Raw genomic sequence first — 23,468 nt, 5'->3', positions numbered from 1 at the left:
CAGGTGCCTGTTAAGACTATTGTTTAGTCATTCCCCGTATCGCGTTAATGTCGGCGGTACTCGTTTTCCTGGTATTCGCCAGATTCAATCTTCGCAATGCCTGCTTCCAGGATTGAAATAAATTGACGTGCGACGTCCGTCGTTAGCCATAGCGTCTGGCCAATTTCAGCATCATGACTGTTTTCTTGAGTGGGGTTCTGGTAGTGCAGGCGCAACATCAGCGCATCGTAGCTATCAACGGTGCTGATGTCCCATCCAACGAGGGGATGGGTCTGAATGACTTCATTATTTTTTTCCATCATAACCCCTTATTCATATGTTAAAAGACAACAATTCTCGAGGTTTAATGCATGTTTTTTGAAGCAAGTTAATTATATCAGGGATCAAGAATAAACTCGAGAAATTAAATGAAAGGCAGCATGATTTTCTTGTTTTCGCCGCTTTTTTACGCAAGATAAGCGCGGGAAATGGCCATTTTAGCCGATATTAAGCAGAATAATCAGGAATATTCTGAACAAGAGGCGGGGAGAAAAAAGCCGGGGCGACCCGGCAAAGAAAAGCACAATGAGGGAGCAAACCAGAGTAACTGGATCCCGCCATGCTTCAGGAGAGATCGTGGACAAACCAGTCGTCCGCGCTTTCCCAGGTTTCCTGCAGGATTTCGCTTATCCGGTCTTTGTCTTCTTTCAGGGCGCCGAACACCGAGAGCTGGTTGCCGGTGGCGTAGCGCACGCTCACCTGACTGTCGATGGCCGGGAATTGCTCGGCGATACGCCGGGAGAGTTCGTTATTCAGCGCTTCCAGCGCGCCGTTGGGTAAGGCGGTCGTTTTGGCGATAGACACTTCGATGCGCATAATTGCCCCCTGTGTTTGATACTGGTTATTTATACAGTATCCGGTGGGCGTTGACAACAGGGGGCTAGGTTTTTTATCGCTTCATCGTCCAGCGAACGGTTTCACCCGCCAGGAACGGGACCAGGCTATCATTGGGCAGCGCAATGCTGTCAACGACCGTGGTCTCTTCACGCACCAGCTCAACATAGCTTTCATTGACCGGCAGACCATAGAAGCGCGGGCCGTTCAGCGAGCAGAAGGCTTCAAAGTGCTGCAGAGCGTTCATTTCTTCAAACACGGTGGCGTAGCTGCCGAGGGCGGTCGGGGCGTTGAAGCAGCCGGCGCAGCCGCAGCTGGCTTCCTTACGATGGCGGGCGTGCGGCGCGGAGTCGGTGCCAAGGAAGGCGCGGCTAAAGCCACTGGCGACCAGTTCGCGCAGCGCCTGCTGATGAATATTGCGTTTGAGTACCGGCAGGCAGTACAGGTGAGGACGAATACCGCCGACCAGCATATGGTTGCGGTTGAACATCAGGTGCTGCGGGGTAATAGTGGCCGCCAGCAGTTCATTGCCGTCACGCACATATTCGGCGGCATCTTTGGTAGTAATATGCTCAAAGACCACCTTTAGACCGGGCAGGCGCTGGCGCAGGGGCTCCATCACCGTGTCAATAAAGCGCGCTTCACGATCGAAAATATCAATCTCGGCGTGGGTGACTTCCCCATGTACCAGCAGCGGCATGCCCAGTTTTTCCATCCGCTCCAGCACCGGCATAATGGCGTCGGTGCTGGTGACACCGTGGCTGGAGTTGGTCGTGGCGTTGGCCGGGTAGAGCTTGGCGGCGGTGAACACACCTTCGTTAAAGCCGCGCTCCAGCTCTGCCGGGTCGAGAGAGTCTGTCAGATAGCAGGTCATCAACGGGGTAAAATCGTGCCCGGCCGGGACGGCGTCCATAATGCGCTGGCGATAGGCGATAGCCGCCGCGACGGTGGTGACAGGCGGCACCAGATTCGGCATCACGATCGCCCGGCCATAAAACTCACTGGTGTAAGGCACGACGGTTTTCAGCATATCGTCATCACGCAGATGGATATGCCAGTCGTCTGGGCGGCGGATTTTCAATACCTGGGGTTGTGCTGTCATGGAAGGCTCCGGCTAATAGGTTCAGTCATCAGGGCTGTTTTTTGCCGGGCACTAAGGATAAGCGTAAACGTTTTCCTTTGCACTCATTTCCGTAAAAAATTCAGGGCGCCGTAGCGCCCTGGAGATTAATTGGTAAAGGGGATGACAATTTCGCCCGGTTTCACCTCTATGCCCTTGGCATATTTCTTCGCCAGCGCTTCGCCGGTGCTGGCGTCTTCACGCAGGACATAGGCCGGTTGCTGGCTGAAGTAGCTGCGCAGCGACTGGTTCAGATAGGGGAGCAGGGCCTGAATCACCGACTGCAGCTTCTCGGGCGCCACTTTGGCATCGACCACCTCCATTTCCTGCAGGAAGATAGCGCCTTTCTCTCTGTCAAAGGTTGGCAGCGCTTTGAGCTTCAGATCGATCGTCGCTTTCTGGGTGCCGAACAGGGAGTTCAGATCGACGTTGGCGACCCCGGTCAGCGTGACTTTACCCGGCTCTTCACGGCCAATAGCGCTGGTCAGGTTCTGCAGCTCAATATGGGCATCGGCAACGCCTTTCAGACCGATATCTTTGGCGAAATGGTTACGCTTCTGCAGCGCCTGGTTTATCTCCTGCTCGCTTACCGTGTATTGGGTCAACTGGTTACAGCCGCTCAGCAGACCGCTGACAATCAGCGCCGCGGCGATCAATATTTTTTTCATGGGGTTCCTCAAGCTCGTACCATCATTCATCCTGACACAAAGCATCATGACCTGTCAGCATTCTTCATGCCAGCAGAATAGGCTGAAAGGCAGGAGAAACCGCGGACCTACGCTCTTAGGTGCGCGGCTCCAGCATACCGGAGGCGGAGCGTTTTGGACTGAATTGCCACCACAGGGCAAGGAAAGTGATAAACCCAATGGCGCCGAGCATCAGCCACGGCAGTTCGGGCTGGCCCACGGCTTTGCCGGCATCAAACAGCCAGCCGCCGCCCGCGTAACCCAGCGCGCCGCCGAAGGCGAGACCCAGGCGGCTGAACCCCATATAGCTGCCGCGCGCCCGGGCATCCGCCAGCGAGGCGCCCAGCGTCTCCCTGGCGGGTTCCGCGATGATCGAACCGATGTAAAACAGGCAGATCAGGGTAAATAACTGCTGCAAACTGCTGGTCATGCCAATCGGCAGCATCGCCAGCGTCATTACCAGCAGACCGGCCATCAGCCGGTGCTCAAGGCGGTAGCGTTTCTCGCTCCAGCGGGCAATGGGATAGAGCAGGGTCAGTGAAATGGTGGCTTCGATGGCGTACATCCACTTCACGGCGGCCGGCGAACCGGCGATGTCGTTCACCATGATCGGCAGCATCAGCATCACCTGCACCGCCAGCATGTAATAGCCTGTTAACGTCAGGACATAGGTGACGAAGCGCTTATCCCGCAGCACCCGTCCCAGCCCCTCGCGGACTGGCGTTTTCACCGTGGACAGTTTCCATGCTGGCAGATACCAGGCGTTAAACGCGGCGCAAGCGATAAACAGCGCGGCGCCGGCGCTGCACACCAGACGGAAGTCATACTGTAGCAGCCAACTGCCCAGCAGGGCGCCAATCACCGCGCCGGCGCTGTCCTGCATCATCAGGAGGGAGAAAAAGCGGCCGCGCTGATGCGGGCGCACCAGTTTGACCACCAGCGCGGCTCGTGGCGGATCGAACAACGTGCCGCCCAACCCGGACAAGATACAGGAGAGCCAGAGCACCCAGGGCTCATGGGCGACGGCCATCGCCGCGAAGCCGCCGGCGCGCATCAGCATGCCGGTGACAATCATGGGTTTCGCGCCGAAGCGGTCGGCAATGGCGCCGCCAAAAATGCCTAATCCCTGCTGCACCAGCTGGCGCAGGCCGAGCGCAATGCCGACCATCAGCGCTGCCCAACCCATCTGATCGACAAAGCGGATGGAAATCAGCGGAAAAACGACAAAAAAGCCCAGCACGACCAGCATGTTATCGACTAACAGGAAATATTTACCCAGGCTCCTTGCCTGCGAGACGCGGGACATTTCCCCTCCAGGGAAAAATAGAGATAAGCGAGGATATTCTGCGGGCAATCTGCTGCTTTTCCCAGCACCCTTGCGACAATATTTTTTTATCAAAAAGCAAGTTCGATTGAGCCTATTCATCGAAAAGAGGAGATGGCGCAGAAAATGGTATGTTGCTGTTTTCACACTATCGTGCAGGACAGGTATAGTGATGAGAGCAAGATTGAAGTCAGGGGGACTGAAAAGGAAATGTTTGGCTATCGCAGTAACGTGCCGAAGGTGCGTTTGACGACGGACCGGCTGGTGGTGCGCCTGGTCCACGATCGTGACGCCTGGCGTCTGGCCGATTATTACGCCGAGAATAAAGTGTTCTTAAAACCCTGGGAGCCGGTACGTGACGACAGCCACTGCTATCCCTCCGGGTGGCAGGCGCGTCTGTCAATGATCGGCGAGTTTCATAAGCAGGGGTCTGCATTTTATTTCGCGCTGCTCGATGCGGAGGAAAAAGAGATCGTTGGCGTGGCGAATTTCTCCAACGTAGTTCGCGGATCATTCCATGCCTGTTATCTCGGCTACTCCATTGGCGAGAAGTGGCAAGGGCAGGGGCTGATGTTTGAAGCGTTGACCGCCGCGATTCGCTATATGCAGCGCACGCAGCATATCCATCGCATTATGGCCAACTATATGCCGCATAATCAGCGCAGCGGCGCGCTGCTGGCGCGGTTGGGGTTCGAAAAAGAGGGTTACGCCAAAGATTATCTGCTGATTGACGGGCAGTGGCGTGACCATGTACTGACGGCGCTAACGACGCCGGACTGGTCAGCAGGGCGCTAAGGAGAGAGGATGAAATATCAGTTAACCGCGCACGAAGCGCGCGTCATTGGCTGTCTGCTGGAAAAGCAGGTTACCACGCCCGAGCAGTACCCGCTGTCGGTGAACGCCGTGGTGACCGCCTGCAATCAGAAAACCAACCGCGAACCGGTGATGTCGCTGAGCGAAGGCGAGGTCCAGACGCTGCTGGATACCCTGGTGAAGCGCCACTATTTACGCACGGTCAGCGGATTCGGCAATCGAGTGACCAAGTATGAGCAGCGCTTTTGCAACTCTGAATTTGGCGATCTGAAACTCAGCGCCGGCGAAGTAGCGGTGGTGACGACGCTACTGCTGCGCGGCGCCCAGACGCCGGGTGAACTCCGTAGCCGCGCGCAGCGGATGCATGAGTTCAGCGATATGGCGGAAGTGGAAAGCGTGCTGGAAGGGTTAGCGACGCGCGAGGATGGTCCTTTTGTTGCCCGCCTGCCACGGGAACCGGGGAAACGGGAAAGCCGCTATATGCATCTGTTTTGCGATGACATGGACACGCTGATCACCACGGTGGAAGCACTCTCGCCGCTGGAAGACGATGACGATCTGCGTGCCCGGGTTGAAGCACTGGAAGGCGAGGTGGCGGAATTGAAAGCGCGCCTTGACTCGCTGTTACACCATCTGGGGGACTAAACGTGGGGACAAGACTGCGCATTGGGGTGGTTGGCTTAGGGGGCATCGCGCAGAAAGCGTGGCTGCCGGTGTTAGGCGCTGCGGAAAGCTGGACGCTGCAGGCAGCCTGGTCGCCGGGAAAAGAGAAGGCGTTGCGCATCTGCGAAACCTGGCGGATCCCGTATGCTGATTCGCTGGATGCCCTGGCGGCGCAATGCGATGCGGTCTTTGTCCATACGTCGACGGCTTCACATCATGAAGTAGTGAATCACTTGTTGAATGCCGGGGTTCATGTTTGTGTGGATAAACCGCTGGCGGACAAGCTGAGCGAGGCGGAAGCGCTGGTCGAGCTGGCTGCCCGGCGTCATCTGACGCTGATGGTCGGTTTCAATCGCCGCTTTGCGCCACTCTATCGTGAACTGAAGGGGCGGCTGGGCGAGGCGGCCTCGCTGCGGATGGATAAGCATCGTAGCGACAGCGTAGGCAACGATCTGCGCTTTACCCTTCTCGATGACTATCTGCACGTGGTGGATACTGCGTTGTGGCTGGCTGATGGTCAGGCGCGCCTGCGCGGCGGCACGTTGCAGATCACTCCTCAGGGTGAAATGCTCTATGCCGAACACCAGTTCAGTTCGCCCCGGCTGCAGGTTACCACCAGCATGCACCGCCGCGCTGGAAGCCAGCGTGAGTGGGTGCAGGCGGTCACCGATGGCGGGTTATATGCGGTGAGTGAGATGCGCGAATGGCAGGAGGAGTGTGGTCTTGGCGTGGTCCAGCGCCCGGTGGCGGGCTGGCAAACCACCCTCGAGCAGCGCGGTTTTGTCGGCTGCGCGCGACATTTCATCGAATGCGTGCAAAATCAGACGGTTCCGGAAACCGCTGGCGAACAGGCGCTGCTGGCTCAGCGGGTGGTTGACAAACTCTGGCGTGACGCCATCAGCGAATAATCCGTTGTAACAACTGACAGTAGTAATTCATATTGAACCCGGTAGACTATCGCCACTTTCCAGCGCCCGCATTTGCGGGCGTTTTACTCCAGGGTTTGGAATAACAGCGTAATGAATCTTTTAAAATCACTGGCGGCCGTCAGTTCGATGACCATGTTTTCGCGCGTGCTGGGCTTTGCCCGCGATGCGATTGTGGCGCGCATTTTTGGTGCCGGGATGGCGACCGATGCCTTTTTTGTCGCCTTCAAACTGCCTAATCTGCTGCGGCGTATTTTTGCCGAAGGCGCCTTCTCGCAGGCGTTTGTGCCGATCCTTGCCGAATATAAAAGCAAGCAGGGCGAAGATGCCACCCGGGTGTTTGTCTCGTATGTCTCCGGATTACTGACCCTGGCCCTGGCGATCGTCACCGTTATCGGGATGCTGGCGGCGCCGTGGGTGATCACCATCACCGCCCCCGGGTTTGCTGATACCGCCGATAAATTTGCGCTGACCACCCAATTGCTGCGCATTACCTTCCCCTATATTTTGCTGATCTCCCTGGCCTCGCTGGTGGGGGCGATCCTCAATACCTGGAACCGTTTCTCGGTGCCGGCCTTTGCCCCGACGTTCCTCAACGTCAGCATGATTGGCTTTGCGCTGTTTGCCGCGCCGTACTTCCATCCGCCGGTGCTGGCGCTGGCCTGGGCGGTGACGGTCGGCGGCGTGCTGCAGCTGGCCTACCAGTTGCCGCACCTGAAGAAGATTGGCATGCTGGTTCTGCCCAGAATTAATCTGAAAGATGCTGGCGCGATGCGGGTAGTGAAGCAGATGGGGCCGGCGATCCTTGGCGTGTCGGTAAGCCAGATCTCCCTCATCATCAATACCATCTTCGCCTCGTTTCTCGTGTCGGGATCGGTGTCATGGATGTACTATGCCGACCGTCTGATGGAGTTTCCGTCAGGTGTCCTGGGCGTGGCCCTTGGCACCATCCTGCTGCCGTCGTTGTCGAAAAGCTTCGCCAGTGGTAACCATGACGAGTATTGCCGCCTGATGGACTGGGGCCTTCGACTCTGCTTCCTGCTGGCGCTGCCGAGCGCGGTGGCGCTGGGGATCCTCGCTAAACCGCTGACCGTGGCCCTGTTCCAGTACGGTAAATTCAGCGCCTTTGACGCGGCGATGACCCAGCGCGCGCTGGTGGCCTATTCCGTGGGACTGATGGGGCTTATCGTGGTGAAAGTGCTGGCGCCGGGCTTCTATTCCCGTCAGGACATCAAAACGCCGGTGAAAATTGCCATTGTCACCCTGATTATGACCCAGGTGATGAACCTGGCGTTTATCGGCCCGCTCAAGCACGCGGGCCTGTCACTGTCCATCGGGCTGGCGGCCTGCCTGAACGCCGCGCTGCTCTACTGGCAACTGCGTAAACAGAAAATTTTCACCCCACAGCCCGGCTGGCTGACTTTCCTGCTGCGTCTGGTCGCGGCGGTGGTGGTGATGGCCGCGGCGCTGCTGGGCGTCATGCATCTCATGCCGGAGTGGTCTCAGGGGACGATGCCGTTCCGCCTGATGCGCCTGCTGGTGGTGGTGGTCGCCGGAGTAGTGGCTTATTTCGCTACGCTACTGGTGTTGGGCTTCCGCGTAAAAGAGTTTGCCCGTCGCACAGCGTAAGCCATTGCGAGGGAAAGAGGAAACCCGCTTCGCTCAGGCGAAGCGGGTTTTTTTTATGATGTGCGGCGTTCGGCTGCGATGAGGCGCGCATTCTCCAGCAGGCGGATCGCCAGGGCAATTGCCCCGCTGACGACGGCGAGGGTGACCACTCCGTTCCAGCCCGCCAGCACGTACAACTTGCTGCCCAGCACCGACCCCAGTGACATCCCGATAAAGACCACGGTGAACAGCAGAGCGTTCAGGCGGCCACGGGCCTGCGGCTCCAGGCTGTAAACCAGGTTCTGATGTGCCACCAGGCTTGACTGCAGGCCGAGATCGAAGCCAATAGCCGAGAGAGCAATCAGCGCCAGCTGGCCATGCAGAGGGAGCAGCGGCAGCATAAACATCAGGGCGAAGGAGAGGGTGACCAGCGCCGCGCCCATCTGAGTCACTTTACCGGCGCCAAACTTATCGGCCAGTCCGCCGGCCAGCGGTGCCGCCAGCGCCCCGGCGGCACCGGCGATACCAAAGCCACCCGCTACTGCGCTCCCCATGTGATAGTGTTCTGAGAGCATCACCGCCAGCGTCGACCAGAAAGCGCTAAAGGCGACAGAGAGCGCCCCTTGAGCCAGCGCAGCGCGGCGTAACGCCGGATAACGCAGCCACAGATGCGCCATTGAGGCCATCAGCTGCGGATAGCTCAGCGTCGAGTGAATGGCGAAGCGCGGCAGGACCCGCCACATCACCAGGCCAATCAGCGCCACGCTGACTGCAGCCGCCTGATACATCACCCGCCAGCCGAATACGGCGCCCACTACGCCGCTGACCGTCCTGGAAAGCAGGATCCCCAGCAGCAGCCCGGTCATCACCGTGCCCACCATTTTTCCCTGCTTGCCTGCCGGAGCGAGGATCGCCGCCGCCGGGACGATATCCTGCGCCATGGTGGCCGCCATACCGATCAGCAGACTGACCACCAGCAGTGAGGTGAGCTGGCCGGTAAGGCTGCACAGGAACAGCAGGATCGCCAGCATTGCGCTCTTCAGCAGGATCAGCCGGCGGCGATCGTGACGGTCGCCGAGCGGGAGCAGGAACAGAATGCCGAGCGCGTAGCCAGCCTGCGTCAGGGTAGGAACCAGCCCCATCCCTTCTACCGACAGATGGAGGTTGGCGCCCATCAGCGGCAGTAGCGGCTGCGCATAATAGATAGAGGCGACGCTAAAGCCGGCGCCGAGCGCGAGAATGAAGATAATCCAGCCTGCGTCGCGGGTGGAAAGGGAAGTCGGTGTCATGATCAGTACCTCATAGATGCGATGGCGCTATTTTTCCCTGAATGCAGCTGGCGCGGTAGCCGGGCTGGTGGTAAAACGGTTATACGTAGCACGTATAGGCAAAAGAAAAATGAAAAGACAGGAGCGTATAGACCGCATTGAGCTGATGCGCACCTATATTCGTATTATAGAGGCCGGCTCACTCTCCGCCGCCGCGGGGCAGATGGATACCACCCAGGCAACCGTCAGCCGCCGCCTGCAGTCCCTGGAAGGACTGCTGGGGGTGAAGTTGATCCTGCGCACCACTCATGCGATGAAGCTCACTGACGATGGCGAACGCTGTTATCGCCATGCCCGTCAGGTCGTGGACGCCTGGCTGGCGCTGGAGGATGATCTGCGTATTGCCGACGATCAGCCCGTGGGGGTGCTGCGGGTACGGGCGCCCCATGCTTTTGGCCAGCAACAGCTGCTGGCGCCGCTGGTCGCATTTCTGCAGCGTCATCCGCAACTGTCGGTCGAGTGGATGCTGAATGATAATACCGTCGACTTTCTCAGCGATAATATCGACTGCGCCATCCGCGTTGGCGCGGAGGTGGATCCGGCCACGGTATCCGTGCTGCTGGCGGAAGTGCCGCGCTGCGTGGTGGCTTCCCCTGAACTCCTGGCGAAGTACCCGCCGTTAACCTCGCTGGAGGCGCTATCCGGCCTGCCGTGGATCGCCATTAATACCTTTTATCAGCATGAGGTACGGCTCCGGCATCTGGAAAGTGGGCAAATCGTCTCGACGGCCATCACCCCCTGCCTGAGCACTGACAGCCTGTACGTCGCGCGAAATACCGCGCTGGCGGGGCTGGGGGTGGCGATGGTGTCCAGCTGGACAGTCGTGGAGGATATTGCCGCCGGACGGCTGATTGAGCTGTTCCCGCAGTGGCGTCCCGCCTCGCTACCGGTTCATCTGGTTTATCCCTGGGCGCGCTATTATCCGACACGCCTGCGTAAGTTCCTTGACCTGATGCGGGAGATCATGCCGGATCTGGCCGGGATGCAGCGTCCGCAAAGCGCATAAAAAAACCGGCCAGAGGCCGGTTTTTTTATTAAGCACGCTTATTCGACGGGCTGTGGGCGGGTCGGTTCTGCGGTGGCTTTACGCGTCGCACTATGACCACCGGCGGCGCCTTTACCTTCAAAAGCGAACGGCGGGCGCACCCAGGTGCTGTGGCGCGGCGCTTCCGGGACATAGTCCGGAGCAGGCGCCCGGGTCATCGGCGCGGTAGCATGGCGATCGCCAGCCACAACCACGGGTTTGCTTACCGGCGTTTCAGCTTTGACCGGTTCGGCAGGGGCTGTTGGGGCGGCTTCGGTCACCGGTGCTTCCACCACGGTTTCCGTGGCCGGAACGATGGTTTCCACTGGCGCTTCAACGACAGGCGCCGTTTCCACCACTTCAGGTTCAACCGTGACCGGCTCGGCGTCGATCGTCACTGGCGCAATAGCCTGAGGCGCTTCGACAGCTGGCGCTTCGACCGGCGCTGGCTCGACAGCGGCTGGCTCGACAATTTCCGGAGTATCAACGATCACCGGCTCGGCGGCTACGACAGGTTCGACGACCACCGGCTCAGCGGTAACGGGCTCCATGGTCGCCGGCTCGACGGTAACTGGCGCGGCAGTGACGGTTTCAACCACGGCAACCGGTGTCGCAACAGCCTCAATGGCTTCAATGGCGCTGGTGTCCTGAACCGGAACCTCTTCCGGCTGCTGGTCCTGCGGACGAACGACCGGGTAGCGGATCCAGACTTTACCGGAAGCCATCTCCGGCGAGGCGCAGGCGACGGTCAGCGGCATCGGCGACTGGGTCGGATAGCGTTCGTCACGATAGCGACGACGACGCTGACCGCTCACGCGCAGATGACGCGGGGAACGACGAGAGCGGCGCGGCATACCGTTCGCTTCACGGGGTTCGCCGTTTTCATCGTGTTCCACTACGTTTTCCACTACCGCCGGCAGTTCGGCTTTCACCGGCTCTCTGCGCGGGGCGGCGACTTCAGCCACAACGGTCTCAGGCGCGATCTCGGCAGTCTGCTCGGCAACGGCTGACTCAATGCGTACTTTCTGGGAGAGCTGACGCGGTTTACGACGCGGCAGAGTCTGCACACGCTCTTCCTGCTCAGTCTCCTGTACTTCCGGCTCTTCACGCGTCTGCACCTTGGCTTCCTGCTGCGCCTGACGTTTATCGTCATTGCGGCGGCGGGAGCGTTCGCGGCGCGGCTGCTGCTCGTCGCGGGATTTGGCTTTGTCCGCGTCATCGCCGACGGTCTGGCGAGCGTCACGCGCTTCTACGTTTTGCGGCTGCTTTTCGCGACGATTGCGACGGTTTTCTTCACGCGATTCGCGCGGCTCACGACCCTCGGCATTGTCCGCACGGGTGTCGCGATTGTCACGGTTATCGCGGTTGTCACGATTGTCGCGGTTATCACGGCGATCGTTGCGGTCGTTGCGATCGCGGCGGTTGTTGCTCCGCGGTTTACGGCGCTCCTGCTGACGCTCCGGTTTTTCTTCCGCTTTCTTCTCGACCGGAACTTCAACCGGTTTGGCTTCTTCAGTGCCAGAGAAGATATTTTTCAGCGCGCTGAAGAAGCGTGAGAGCAGTCCCGGCTGGGCCGGCGCGGCGGCCGCGACCGGGGCAGCGGCGACCGCAGGGGCAGTCACAGGCTCTTCCAGCATCGGTGCCGGCGGGGCGTCAGGCATCACAAAGGCGGCCAGCGCAGGCTGCTCCGGACGTTTACGTTCTGCTGGCTCCTCGTCACCAGGCAGCGCCATCTCTTCTTCATGCAGCTTCGGCAGCAGATAGCTCAGCGTTGAGGTCTCTTCACCTTTACGCACGCGCAGGACGGAGTAGTGCGGCGTCTGCATCTCGTCGTTTGGCACGATAATGACGCGGACATCGCCCTGACGGGATTCGATTGCGCTCACTGCGGCACGTTTTTCGTTCAGCAGATAAGAGGCGATCGGTACCGGAACGATGGCGTGGACTTCTTTGGTGTTCTCTTTCAGCGCCTCTTCTTCAATCAGACGCAGAATAGAGAGCGACAGCGATTCGTTATCACGCACGGTACCGGTGCCGGAGCAGCGCGGGCAGACGTGATGGCTGGATTCGCCCAGCGACGGGCTCAGGCGCTGGCGAGACATCTCCAGCAGGCCGAAGCGCGAAATATGGCTAATCTGAATGCGCGCGCGGTCCTGACGAACGGCTTCACGCAGACGGTTTTCCACCGCACGCTGGTGGCGAACCGGGGTCATATCGATGAAGTCGATAACGATCAAGCCGCCGAGGTCGCGCAGACGCAGCTGGCGGGCAATCTCGTCAGCCGCTTCAAGGTTGGTATTGAAGGCTGTCTCTTCGATATCGCCGCCGCGGGTGGCGCGGGCGGAGTTGATATCGATCGCGGTCAGCGCTTCGGTGCTGTCGATAACGATAGACCCACCGGAAGGCAGGCGCACTTCACGCTGGAAGGCGGACTCAATTTGCGATTCAATCTGATAATGGCTGAACAGCGGGATTTCACCGGTGTACAGTTTGATTTTGCTGCTGAAATCCGGACGACCCAGTGCGGCGATATGCTGGCGCGCCAGCTCGAGCACTTTCGGGTTATCGATCAGGATTTCGCCGATGTCCTGGCGCAGATAATCGCGGAATGCGCGGACAATCACGTTGCTTTCCTGGTGGATCAGGAACGGCGCCGGACGGCTTTCCGCGGCTTTCTGAATCGCTTCCCAGTGCTTCAGGCGGAAGCTCAGGTCCCACTGCAGGGCTTCGGCAGATTTGCCGACGCCAGCGGTGCGAACGATAAGACCCATGCCGTCCGGAAGCTCCAGGCTCGCCAGCGCTTCTTTCAGTTCAGTGCGGTCGTCGCCCTCGATACGGCGGGAAATTCCCCCCGCGCGCGGGTTGTTCGGCATCAGGACCAGATAGCTGCCTGCCAGGCTGATAAAGGTGGTGAGCGCAGCGCCTTTGTTGCCGCGTTCTTCTTTATCAATCTGCACGATAACTTCCTGACCTTCACGCAGCACGTCTTTGATATTAGGACGACCGTGCGCATTGTAGTTAGCGGGGAAGTATTCGCGGGCGATTTCTTTGAGGGGGAGGAAACCATGACGCTCGGCGCCGTAATCGACAAACGCGGCTTCAAGGCTAGGTTCAATGCGGGTGATTTTGCCTTTGTAGATGTTCGCTTTTTTCTGTTCGTGCCCGGGGCTTTCGATATCCAGGTCGTACAGGCGCTGCCCATCAACAAGGGCGACGCGCAACTCTTCCTGCTGAGTTGCGTTGATTAACATTCTTTTCATCGTAACTTACTCATTATTCTTACATTGACGACTAAGCTGCGGGCAGAGTAATGCCTTTCCGGGGGAAAACCGATGGCCTCGTGTCTGGTTCACGTCGCCAACCTCACGGTTGTCGCGCGCTTAAGAGGCGCAGAGTGTCGGTCGCCTGTGTTTCAAACGGAAACACAGCGCAATTATTCAGGGGAACAGCCTGGGATGTATCACCAGAGAATATTCCATTTATACTCGTCGTCTTTCGCGTTGCAGGCATGGTGGCTTAACCTGCTCACCTCGATCAAGGGATCCAGATGAGCTCCCGGGAGTCCCGGAGTTGACGCCTTCCTGCGACTTGAAATCCATAGAGCCTGTACCGGTAAGGACTGCAACCCGCAGCCCGCTAACTGTCTGAAAGATCACAACGTCTTACGCCATTGCTGCGTGGGCGATCGGTCAGACAAAATTGGTCATTCCGCTAATGTCTTGTTCTAACAAGATGCAATACGGAAAACGGTCTCATTATTCCATTGCTAACCTTGTTATAGCAAGTTGACTTTCACCTTTTATCACCCGGTTACTCACAGTTTTATCACCTGCCCATACAGATTGTTCTAATAACAAACAAAATGGCGGTCAGGTAAACCGTGAAAACAGGATAATGATAAATATAAGCATATAAAAATGAGTGGCGCTAATGCGTCCGGCTATTTAGAATCGCGCACCATGAAAACTGAGACCCCAACCGTAAAAATGGTTGCCATTGCTGCTGATGAAGCGGGGCAACGTATCGACAACTTTTTGCGTACCCAATTGAAAGGTGTACCGAAGAGCATGATTTATCGCATCCTGCGTAAAGGCGAGGTGCGGGTAAACAAAAAGCGCGTGAAGCCGGAGTATAAGCTGGAAGCGGGTGATGAAGTCCGTATCCCGCCGGTGCGCGTGGCGGAGCGTGAAGAAGAGGCGGTATCGCCGCATCTGCAGAAAGTGGCCGCGCTCTCTGAGGTGATCCTCTATGAAGACGATCATATTCTGGTACTCAACAAACCTTCCGGTACTGCGGTACACGGCGGCAGCGGACTGAGCTTTGGCGTGATTGAAGGGCTGCGCGCCCTGCGCCCGGAGGCACGTTTCCTTGAGCTGGTGCATCGTCTCGACCGCGATACCTCCGGCGTGCTGCTGGTGGCGAAAAAGCGCTCGGCGCTGCGTTCGCTGCACGAGCAGCTGCGCGATAAAGGCATGCAGAAAGACTACCTGGCGCTGGTGCGCGGCCAGTGGCAGTCGCATACCAAAGTGGTCCAGGCCCCGCTGTTGAAGAATATTCTGCAGAGTGGGGAGCGTATCGTTCGCGTGAGTCAGGAAGGCAAGCCGTCGGAGACGCGCTTTAAAGTGGAAGAGCGTTACGAATTCGCCACGCTGGTGCGCTGCAGCCCGGTCACCGGCCGCACGCATCAGATCCGCGTTCATACCCAGTATGCCGGGCATCCTATCGCTTTTGACGATCGCTATGGCGACCGCGAGTTCGACAAGCAGCTGTCCGGTACCGGCTTAAACCGCCTGTTCCTGCACGCGGCGGCGCTGAAGTTTACCCACCCGGGGAGCGGGGAGGTGATGCGCGTTGAGGCGCCGCTGGATAACCAGCTGAAGCACTGTTTACAGGTGCTACGTAAGAGCAAATAAGCGCAACGGCGGAATCAGTTCCGCCGTTTTTTTTGCTTTAACCTAACAGCGGATTGTTATTCTCGCGGCGCAGCATCTGACAGAGCGCGATTAAGGGTAAACCGACCAGAGTGTTCGGGTCGCGGCCTTCCAGTCGTTCAAATAGCGTAATCCCTAACCCCTCGCTCTTGAAACTCCCGGCGCATTGCAGCGGGTTCTCTTTGCGGACGTAGCCTTCAATCTCTTTATCGCTGAGATGGCGAAAGTGAACGTCAAAGGGCTCGCATTCGGTTTGCAGATGGCCGGTGGCGGAGTTGTATAGCGCCAGACCGGTATAAAAGGTGACGATGGTCCCGCTGGCCTTTCGCAACTGCCGGCGGGCATTTTCTTCGGTGTGCGGTTTGCCGGTGATTTCACCGTCTAATACGCAAACCTGATCGGAGCCTATAATAAGGTGGTGCGGATAGCGGGAGGCCAGGCTTTGCGCTTTGGCTTGCGCCAGTCGGGCGACAAGCTGACGCGCGGATTCTTCCGGCAGCGGCGTTTCGTCAACGTCAGGCGCGGCACATTCAAACGGTAACCCCAGTTTTTCCAGCAGCATGCGCCGCCAGGGAGAGGTTGACGCGAGGATAAGTTCAGACATATTTTTTCATCCACATATAGCGCTTCGCAGAGCATCATCTTAAACTATGCGCCGCAATGTGTGCGAATAAATGGCAAAAGGCAACCTGAGGCTGCCTTTTTCTTTGACTCTATGACATTACAAAGTTAATATGCGCGCCCTATGCAAAAGGTAAAATTACCCCTGACTCTTGATCCGGTCCGCACGGCTCAAAAACGCCTTGATTACGAAGGCATCTATGCCCGCGATCAGGTTGAACGTGTAGCCGATTCTGTAGTCAGCGTGGACAGCGATGTGGAATGCAGCATGTCGTTCGCTATCGATAACCAGCGTCTCGCCGTCATTACTGGCGATGCAAAGGTAACGGTAACCCTCGAATGCCAGCGTTGCGGGAAACCGTTCCCTCATCACGTCCACACCACGTATTGTTTTAGCCCCGTCAGAAATGACGAACAGGCCGAAGCACTACCGGAAGCGTATGAGCCGATTGAGGTTAACGAATTCGGTGAAATCGACCTGCAGGCAATGGTCGAGGATGAAATTATCCTCTCCCTGCCCGTAGTTCCGGTGCATGATTCTGAACACTGTGAAGTGTCCGACGCGGACATGGTCTTTGGCGAACTGCCTGAAGAGGCACAAAAACCAAACCCATTTGCCGTATTAGCCAGCTTAAAGCGTAAGTAATTGAGGAGTAAGGTCCATGGCCGTACAACAGAATAAACCAACCCGTTCCAAACGTGGCATGCGTCGTTCCCATGACGCGCTGACCGCAGTCACCAGCCTGTCTGTAGACAAAACTTCTGGTGAGAAACACCTGCGTCACCACATCACTGCCGACGGTTTCTACCGCGGTCGCAAGGTTATCGCTAAGTAATCACGCGATACTCGCAGGATTTCCCGTTGCAGGCCATGGCGGGCGTGTGCGTCCCTGGACATTCGGTTAACCCGATCACCAGGGGCATCAATGCCCAAATTGTTGCGTCTGCAGCGTGAACATTCGCGAGTGCCAGCGTGATGAAGCTTAGTGAGGACTCCCCGGGCAACTGGGGAATCACCGAACCGGGCAGCGACGATACCTTGACACGTCTAACCCTGGCGTTAGATGTCATGGGGGGCGATTTTGGCCCATCCGTGACGGTGCCTGCAGCACTGCAGGCACTGAACTCTAATTCGCAACTCACACTTCTTTTAGTCGGCGACCCCGACGCCATCACGCCATTACTTGCCAAAGCTGACTTCGAACAACGTTCGCGTCTGCAGATTATTCCTGCGCAGTCAGTTATTGCCAGTGATGCGCGACCCGCACAGGCTATCCGCAGCAGTCGCGGAAGCTCAATGCGCGTGGCGCTGGAGCTTGTGAAAGAAGGGCGGGCGGAAGCCTGCGTCAGCGCCGGCAACACCGGCGCGCTGATGGGACTGGCGAAACTGTTGCTCAAACCGATCGAAGGTATTGAGCGGCCGGCGCTGGTGACGGTTCTGCCGCACCAGCAGAAGGGCAAAACCGTGGTGCTGGATCTCGGCGCCAACGTCGATTGCGACAGCACGATGCTGGTGCAGTTCGCCGTCATGGGCGCGGTGCTGGCGGAGGAAGTGGTTGGCATGACCAACCCGCGCGTCGCCTTGCTGAATATCGGCGAAGAAGAGATGAAAGGCCTCAGCAGCATTCGCGATGCTGCCGCAGTGCTGAAAACGCTGCCTTCCCTCAACTACATCGGCTATCTTGAAGCCAATGAACTGTTGACTGGAAAAACCGATGTGCTGGTTTGTGATGGATTCACGGGCAACGTCACATTAAAAACCATGGAAGGTGTTGTCAGAATGTTCCTTTCGCTGCTGAAATCTCAGGGAGAGGGCAAAAAACGGTCGTGGTGGCTGCTGTTATTAAAACGTTGGTTACAAAAAAGCCTGGCGAGGCGATTCAGTCACCTCAACCCCGACCAGTATAATGGCGCCTGTCTGTTAGGATTGCGCGGTTCCGTGATCAAGAGTCATGGTGCTGCCAATCAACGCGCCTTTAGCGTCGCGATAGAGCAGGCAGTGCAGGCGGTGCAGCGGCAAATTCCTCAACGGATCGCCGCGCGCCTGGAATCTTTATACCCAGCTGGTTTCGCGCTGCCGGAAAGCGACAGTGACGTGAACTCCCGACAGCAAAGCGGGACGAATGGCCACGATTGACGCCGCGGCAGGTTGAAAGAGGCGGGTATATTACCCAAGAGTGACTGAGCGTACATGTATACGAAGATTATTGGTACCGGCAGCTATCTGCCCGAGCAAGTGCGTACAAACGCCGACCTGGAAAAAATGGTAGAGACCTCTGACGAGTGGATTGTCACCCGCACAGGTATCCGTGAGCGTCGTATTGCCGCAGCGCATGAAACAGTTGCTACGATGGGCTTTGAAGCCGCAAAGCAGGCGCTGGCGATGGCGGGCGTGTCCGCGGAGCAGATTGGTCTGATTATCGTTGCGACCACCTCCGGCACGCACGCGTTTCCGAGTTCGGCATGCCAGATCCAGTCTATGCTGGGCGTTAAGGGTTGCCCGGCGTTTGATGTCGCCGCCGCCTGCGCCGGTTTCACCTATGCGCTGAGCGTCGCCGATCAGTACGTGAAGAACGGCGCGGTGGATTATGCGCTGGTGATTGGCGCCGATGTGCTGGCGCGTACCTGCGATCCGGCGGATCGCGGCACGATTATTATTTTCGGCGACGGCGCGGGCGCGGTAGTACTTGGCGCTTCCGAAGAGCCAGGCATTATCTCGACGCATCTGCATGCTGACGGCAGCTATGGCGAACTGCTGACCCTGCCGAACGCCGATCGCGTCGATCCGGAAAACCCGATCTATCTGACGATGGCCGGCAATGAAGTCTTCAAAGTGGCGGTCACCGAGCTGGCGCACATCGTTGATGAGACGCTGGCAGCGAATAATCTTGAACGTTCAGCGCTGGACTGGCTGGTGCCGCACCAGGCAAACCTGCGTATTATCAGCGCGACGGCGAAGAAACTGGGCATGTCGATGGATAACGTCGTTGTGACCCTCGACCGCCATGGCAACACCTCCGCGGCGTCAGTCCCTTGCGCGCTGGATGAAGCCGTTCGCGATGGCCGTATCCAACGCGGTCAGTTGATTCTGCTGGAAGCCTTTGGTGGCGGTTTCACCTGGGGTTCCGCGCTGGTTCGTTTTTAGTATAAGGATTTAAACATGACGCAATTTGCTTTTGTGTTCCCGGGACAAGGTTCCCAGGCCGTAGGCATGCTGGCCGATATGGCTGCCACCTGGCCGGTGATTGAAGAGACCTTCGGTGAAGCGTCCGCAGCGTTGGGTTACGATCTGTGGGCGCTGGCTCAACAGGGCCCGGCAGAAGAACTGAATAAAACCTGGCAGACTCAGCCGGCGCTGCTGACCGCCTCCGTGGCGCTATACCGCGTCTGGCAGCAGCAGGGCGGCAAAGCGCCGACCCTGCTGGCGGGCCACAGCCTCGGCGAATACTCCGCGCTGGTTTGCGCAGGGGTTATCGGTTTCGCTGATGCCGTTCGTCTGGTTGAACTGCGCGGGAAATTCATGCAGGAAGCCGTACCGGAAGGTACCGGCGCCATGTCCGCGATTATCGGCCTGGATGACGCTTCTATCGCCAAAGCCTGTGAAGAATCGGCCGAAGGGCAGGTTGTCTCTCCGGTGAACTACAATTCCCCGGGCCAGGTGGTTATCGCCGGGCATAAAGAGGCCGTTGAACGCGCTGGCGCCGCTTGTAAAGCCGCTGGCGCCAAACGCGCGCTGCCGCTGCCGGTGAGCGTGCCGTCCCACTGCGCGCTGATGAAGCCAGCTGCAGAAAAACTGGCGCTGGAGTTGCAGAAAATCACCTTCAACGCGCCGACGATTCCGGTAGTGAATAACGTCGACGTGAAATGCGAAACCACGCCGGACGCCATTCGCGACGCGCTGGTACGCCAGCTGTACAGCCCGGTCCAGTGGACCAAAACCGTTGAGTTTATGGCGGCGCAGGGCGTAACGCATCTGTATGAAGTTGGCCCGGGTAAAGTCCTCACCGGCCTGACCAAACGTATTGTTGACACCCTGACCGCTTCCGCGCTTAACGAGCCGGCGGCGATGTCTGCGGCGCTTGAGCAATAAAAGAGGAAAACCATGAGTTTTGAAGGAAAAATCGCGCTGGTTACCGGTGCAAGCCGCGGTATTGGCCGTGCAATCGCTGAAACGCTCGTCGCTCGTGGCGCGAAAGTTATCGGTACTGCGACCAGCGAAAGCGGCGCGCAGGCCATCAGCGACTATTTAGGCGCCAACGGTAAAGGTCTGATGTTGAATGTGACCGACCCGGCATCTATTGAATCTGTTCTGGAAAATGTGCGCGCAGAGTTTGGCGAAGTGGATATCCTGGTGAATAATGCCGGGATCACTCGCGACAATCTGTTGATGCGCATGAAAGATGACGAGTGGAACGATATTATCGAAACCAACCTGTCATCGGTTTTCCGTCTGTCAAAAGCGGTAATGCGCGCTATGATGAAAAAGCGTCATGGACGTATTATCACTATCGGTTCTGTGGTTGGTACCATGGGAAATGCGGGTCAGGCCAACTACGCTGCGGCGAAAGCGGGTCTGATCGGCTTCAGTAAATCACTGGCGCGTGAAGTTGCGTCCCGCGGTATTACTGTAAACGTTGTTGCTCCGGGCTTTATTGAAACGGACATGACGCGTGCGCTGACCGATGAGCAGCGTGCGGGTACGCTGGCGGCAGTTCCTGCGGGGCGCCTTGGCACCCCAAATGAAATCGCCAGCGCGGTTGCATTTTTAGCCTCTGACGAAGCAAGTTACATCACTGGTGAAACGCTGCACGTCAACGGCGGAATGTACATGGTCTGACCGAGATTTGTGCAAAACGTTCAGGAACCGCGCACTTCGCACGGTTCCCTGTGCGGTTTTGTGCGAAAAGATTTGCGTTCTTAGGGCAAACGGCCTCAAAATAGCGCAAAATCGTGGTAAGACCTGCCGGGATTTAGTTGCAAATTTTTCAACATTTTATACACTACGAAAACCATCGCGAAAGCGAGTTTTGATAGGAAATTTAAGAGTATGAGCACTATCGAAGAACGCGTTAAGAAAATTATCGGCGAGCAGCTGGGCGTTAAGCAGGAAGAAGTTACCAACAATGCTTCCTTCGTTGAAGACCTGGGCGCTGATTCTCTTGACACCGTTGAGCTGGTAATGGCTCTGGAAGAAGAGTTTGATACTGAGATTCCGGACGAAGAAGCTGAGAAAATCACCACCGTTCAGGCTGCCATTGATTACATCAACGGCCACCAGGCGTAAGTGAACATCTCCAGGCGGTCATTCGACCGCCTGAGTTTTATCTTTTTATTGTCCCACAAGAATCTATTTTCCCTCCCTGGAGGACAAACGTGTCTAAGCGTCGTGTAGTTGTGACCGGACTGGGCATGTTGTCTCCTGTCGGCAATACCGTAGAGTCTACCTGGAAAGCTCTCCTTGCCGGTCAGAGTGGCATCAGCCTGATCGACCATTTCGATACTAGCGCCTATGCAACGAAATTTGCTGGCTTAGTAAAGGATTTTAACTGTGATGACATTATCTCGCGCAAAGAACAGCGCAAGATGGATGCCTTCATTCAATATGGAATTGTCGCTGGCGTTCAGGCCATGCAGGATTCTGGCCTTGAAGTGACGGAAGAGAATGCAACCCGTATTGGCGCCGCTATCGGCTCCGGTATTGGCGGTCTCGGCTTGATCGAAGAAAACCACAGTTCGCTGGTTAACGGCGGACCGCGTAAGATCAGCCCATTCTTCGTTCCTTCCACAATTGTTAACATGGTGGCCGGGCATCTGACCATCATGTTTGGTCTGCGTGGGCCAAGTATCTCTATCGCGACCGCGTGTACTTCAGGCGTGCACAACATCGGCCAGGCCGCGCGCATCATCGCCTATGGCGATGCCGATGCGATGGTGGCAGGCGGTGCGGAAAAAGCCAGTACCCCGCTTGGCGTGGGCGGCTTCGGCGCGGCGCGTGCGCTCTCCACGCGCAATGACAACCCGCAGGCGGCGAGCCGTCCGTGGGATAAAGATCGCGACGGCTTCGTGCTGGGCGACGGCGCGGGTATGGTGGTGCTGGAAGAGTACGAGCATGCTAAAAAACGCGGTGCCAAAATCTACGCCGAGATCGTTGGCTTCGGCATGAGCAGCGATGCTTACCACATGACGTCACCGCCGGAAGATGGTGCGGGCGCCGCGCTGGCGATGGTGAATGCCATTCGCGATGCGGGCATCGAACCGGGCCAGATTGGCTACGTCAACGCCCACGGCACCTCGACGCCGGCTGGCGATAAAGCAGAAGCGCAGGCCGTTAAGTCAGTCTTCGGTGATGCGGCGAGCCGCGTCATGGTAAGCTCCACCAAATCCATGACCGGGCACCTGCTGGGCGCGGCAGGGGCCGTAGAGTCGATCTACTCTATCCTGGCGCTGCGCGACCAGGCGGTTCCGCCGACGATCAACCTCGACAACCCGGATGACGGCTGCGACCTCGATTTCGTGCCACACGAAGCGCGTCAGGTTTCCGGTATGGAGTACACCCTGTGCAACTCCTTCGGTTTTGGCGGCACTAACGGTTCGCTGATCTTCAAGAAAGTGTGACAGGGCTTGCCCCGGTACTGCTTTAACAAAAGGCCCGTTCGTCGGGCCTTTTTTATTCGGCTTTCTCCGCTTGTCCTCTGCTCCGTGTCCTGAGACACTCACCGACCAGTGAAAAGGAGTCCTTTATGTTCTTGATAAATGGCGTTGAACAGGACACGCTGGCGGCGAACGATCGCGCCGCCCAGTTTGGCGACGGCTGTTTTACCACCGCCCGCATTCAGCAGGGGCAGGTTGCGCTACTGGATGCCCATCTGCAGCGTTTGCAGACAACCTGTGAAAAATTACAAATACCATTTCACGACTGGCTGACGCTGAGCGAAGAGATGCAGCGTCTGGCGCGGCCGCACGCGCAGGGCGTGTTGAAGGTGATCCTCACCCGCGGCGTTGGGGGAAGGGGATACAGTACGGCGGGCTGCGTGTCGCCCACCCGCATTCTCAGTGTCTCTCCATTCCCGGCGCATTATGCGCGCTGGCGGGAGGAGGGCATTACCCTGACCCAGAGCCCGGTGCCCCTGGGGCGCAACCCGTGGCTTGCCGGACTGAAGCATCTTAATCGCCTTGAGCAGGTGCTGATCCGCTCTCATCTTGAGCAGACGGACGCCGATGAGGCGCTGGTCCTTGACAGTGACGGGTGGCTTACGGAATGCTGTGCCGCGAATTTATTCTGGCGTCAGGGACGGGATGTATTTACTCCGCGGCTCGATTACGCCGGGGTCAACGGCATTATGCGGCAGCGCTGTATCGCACAGCTGGCACCATCGGCGTTTCGCGTTGTCGAAGTGACAGCGCGTCCTGAGGTATTGCGTGAAGCCGATGAAGTGCTGATCTGCAATGCGCTGATGCCGCTGGTGCCGGTTCGTCGCTGGGAGGAGACCGTCTGGTCCTCGCGCGAGCTTTACCATTTTTTAGCCCCTTTGTGTGAGCTGTCTGGTTAGT

23 protein-coding genes are annotated in these 23,468 nt (G+C 57.8%); 15 read left to right on the top strand and 8 right to left on the bottom strand.

Going from position 1 to position 23,468, the window contains the following annotated elements; translation table 11 throughout:
- Positions 1–44 precede the first annotated feature (44 nt).
- The 5 genes from bssS to mdtH all read right to left on the bottom strand — a co-directional run bounded on the left by bssS (position 45) and on the right by mdtH (position 3,985).
- Complete coding sequence (gene bssS / locus DTA24_RS18505; protein ID WP_008805969.1) at positions 45–299, bottom strand: biofilm formation regulator BssS; 255 nt, start codon at positions 297–299, stop codon at positions 45–47.
- Positions 300–603: 304 nt separating this feature from the next.
- Positions 604–855, bottom strand: a complete 252-nt coding sequence (gene dinI / locus DTA24_RS18495; protein WP_002898994.1) for a DNA damage-inducible protein I — start codon at positions 853–855, stop codon at positions 604–606.
- A 73-nt stretch (positions 856–928) separates the two neighbouring features.
- Positions 929–1,975, bottom strand: a complete 1,047-nt coding sequence (pyrC, locus tag DTA24_RS18490) for a dihydroorotase (protein ID WP_008805970.1) — start codon at positions 1,973–1,975, stop codon at positions 929–931.
- A gap of 125 nt (positions 1,976–2,100) precedes the next feature.
- Entirely contained in the window at positions 2,101–2,661 is a 561-nt protein-coding gene (locus DTA24_RS18485; RefSeq protein ID WP_012542249.1) for a lipoprotein, read from the bottom strand.
- 115 nt (positions 2,662–2,776) lie between these two features.
- A complete protein-coding gene (mdtH, locus tag DTA24_RS18480) occupies positions 2,777–3,985 on the bottom strand; it encodes a multidrug efflux MFS transporter MdtH (RefSeq protein ID WP_012542248.1) in 1,209 nt (402 codons plus the stop codon).
- 228 nt (positions 3,986–4,213) lie between these two features.
- Between mdtH and rimJ the strand changes: the two genes are divergently transcribed.
- The 4 genes from rimJ (at position 4,214) to murJ (ending at position 8,034) form a co-directional block, all read left to right on the top strand.
- Positions 4,214–4,798: a ribosomal protein S5-alanine N-acetyltransferase gene (gene rimJ / locus DTA24_RS18475; RefSeq protein WP_008805973.1), complete on the top strand. Its 585-nt coding sequence runs from the start codon at positions 4,214–4,216 to the stop codon at positions 4,796–4,798.
- Positions 4,799–4,807: 9 nt separating this feature from the next.
- Positions 4,808–5,461, top strand: a complete 654-nt coding sequence (locus DTA24_RS18470) for a YceH family protein (protein ID WP_012542247.1) — start codon at positions 4,808–4,810, stop codon at positions 5,459–5,461.
- A gap of 14 nt (positions 5,462–5,475) precedes the next feature.
- The gene (locus DTA24_RS18465; RefSeq protein ID WP_164481370.1) at positions 5,476–6,387 is read left to right on the top strand and encodes a Gfo/Idh/MocA family protein; all 912 of its coding nucleotides are present in this window, start codon (positions 5,476–5,478) and stop codon (positions 6,385–6,387) included.
- Positions 6,388–6,498: 111 nt separating this feature from the next.
- Positions 6,499–8,034, top strand: coding sequence for a murein biosynthesis integral membrane protein MurJ (gene murJ, locus DTA24_RS18460; RefSeq protein WP_008805976.1), 1,536 nt, complete (start codon positions 6,499–6,501; stop codon positions 8,032–8,034).
- 53 nt (positions 8,035–8,087) lie between these two features.
- Here murJ and DTA24_RS18455 read toward each other — a convergent pair whose 3' ends face one another.
- Positions 8,088–9,302 carry an MFS transporter gene (locus tag DTA24_RS18455; protein ID WP_008805977.1) on the bottom strand — a complete coding sequence of 405 codons (1,215 nt, stop codon included), beginning with the start codon at positions 9,300–9,302 and terminating at the stop codon, positions 8,088–8,090.
- A gap of 16 nt (positions 9,303–9,318) precedes the next feature.
- On the opposite strand from DTA24_RS18455, the gene DTA24_RS18450 reads away from it, so the two are divergent.
- Positions 9,319–10,347 carry a LysR family transcriptional regulator gene (locus DTA24_RS18450; protein ID WP_008805978.1) on the top strand — a complete coding sequence of 343 codons (1,029 nt, stop codon included), beginning with the start codon at positions 9,319–9,321 and terminating at the stop codon, positions 10,345–10,347.
- A 38-nt stretch (positions 10,348–10,385) separates the two neighbouring features.
- On the opposite strand, the gene rne is transcribed toward DTA24_RS18450, so the two are convergent.
- The gene (rne, locus tag DTA24_RS18445) at positions 10,386–13,625 is read right to left on the bottom strand and encodes a ribonuclease E (RefSeq protein WP_110196077.1); all 3,240 of its coding nucleotides are present in this window, start codon (positions 13,623–13,625) and stop codon (positions 10,386–10,388) included.
- Positions 13,626–14,324: 699 nt separating this feature from the next.
- Between rne and rluC the strand changes: the two genes are divergently transcribed.
- Positions 14,325–15,278, top strand: a complete 954-nt coding sequence (gene rluC / locus DTA24_RS18435; RefSeq protein ID WP_012542245.1) for a 23S rRNA pseudouridine(955/2504/2580) synthase RluC — start codon at positions 14,325–14,327, stop codon at positions 15,276–15,278.
- A 37-nt stretch (positions 15,279–15,315) separates the two neighbouring features.
- Here the strand turns inward: rluC and DTA24_RS18430 are convergent, their stop codons facing one another.
- The gene (locus tag DTA24_RS18430) at positions 15,316–15,900 is read right to left on the bottom strand and encodes a Maf family protein (protein WP_008805982.1); all 585 of its coding nucleotides are present in this window, start codon (positions 15,898–15,900) and stop codon (positions 15,316–15,318) included.
- 141 nt (positions 15,901–16,041) lie between these two features.
- Between DTA24_RS18430 and yceD the strand changes: the two genes are divergently transcribed.
- From yceD to pabC, 9 genes are all read left to right on the top strand, one after another.
- A complete protein-coding gene (yceD, locus tag DTA24_RS18425; RefSeq protein ID WP_008805983.1) occupies positions 16,042–16,563 on the top strand; it encodes a 23S rRNA accumulation protein YceD in 522 nt (173 codons plus the stop codon).
- A 16-nt stretch (positions 16,564–16,579) separates the two neighbouring features.
- Positions 16,580–16,753, top strand: a complete 174-nt coding sequence (gene rpmF / locus DTA24_RS18420) for a 50S ribosomal protein L32 (protein ID WP_000290724.1) — start codon at positions 16,580–16,582, stop codon at positions 16,751–16,753.
- A gap of 203 nt (positions 16,754–16,956) precedes the next feature.
- The gene (plsX, locus tag DTA24_RS18415; protein WP_012542244.1) at positions 16,957–18,054 is read left to right on the top strand and encodes a phosphate acyltransferase PlsX; all 1,098 of its coding nucleotides are present in this window, start codon (positions 16,957–16,959) and stop codon (positions 18,052–18,054) included.
- Positions 18,055–18,108: 54 nt separating this feature from the next.
- Positions 18,109–19,062 carry a beta-ketoacyl-ACP synthase III gene (locus DTA24_RS18410; protein ID WP_012968572.1) on the top strand — a complete coding sequence of 318 codons (954 nt, stop codon included), beginning with the start codon at positions 18,109–18,111 and terminating at the stop codon, positions 19,060–19,062.
- A gap of 15 nt (positions 19,063–19,077) precedes the next feature.
- A complete protein-coding gene (gene fabD / locus DTA24_RS18405; RefSeq protein WP_012542242.1) occupies positions 19,078–20,007 on the top strand; it encodes an ACP S-malonyltransferase in 930 nt (309 codons plus the stop codon).
- A gap of 12 nt (positions 20,008–20,019) precedes the next feature.
- Positions 20,020–20,754 (top strand): 3-oxoacyl-ACP reductase FabG, encoded by a 735-nt coding sequence (fabG, locus tag DTA24_RS18400; protein ID WP_002899294.1) that lies wholly within the window; start codon positions 20,020–20,022, stop codon positions 20,752–20,754.
- 210 nt (positions 20,755–20,964) lie between these two features.
- Positions 20,965–21,201 carry an acyl carrier protein gene (gene acpP / locus DTA24_RS18395; RefSeq protein ID WP_000103754.1) on the top strand — a complete coding sequence of 79 codons (237 nt, stop codon included), beginning with the start codon at positions 20,965–20,967 and terminating at the stop codon, positions 21,199–21,201.
- Positions 21,202–21,290: 89 nt separating this feature from the next.
- Complete coding sequence (gene fabF / locus DTA24_RS18390) at positions 21,291–22,532, top strand: beta-ketoacyl-ACP synthase II (RefSeq protein WP_023339886.1); 1,242 nt, start codon at positions 21,291–21,293, stop codon at positions 22,530–22,532.
- A gap of 125 nt (positions 22,533–22,657) precedes the next feature.
- Positions 22,658–23,467 (top strand): aminodeoxychorismate lyase, encoded by an 810-nt coding sequence (gene pabC / locus DTA24_RS18385; RefSeq protein WP_012542240.1) that lies wholly within the window; start codon positions 22,658–22,660, stop codon positions 23,465–23,467.
- The last annotated feature ends 1 nt before the right edge of the window (position 23,468 follow it).

The organism is Klebsiella sp. P1CD1, assembly GCF_003790505.1.
GTDB lineage: Bacteria > Pseudomonadota > Gammaproteobacteria > Enterobacterales > Enterobacteriaceae > Klebsiella > Klebsiella variicola.
Note: the sequence above shows the minus strand (reverse complement) of the source record. Positions and strands in the feature narration are given on the sequence as shown.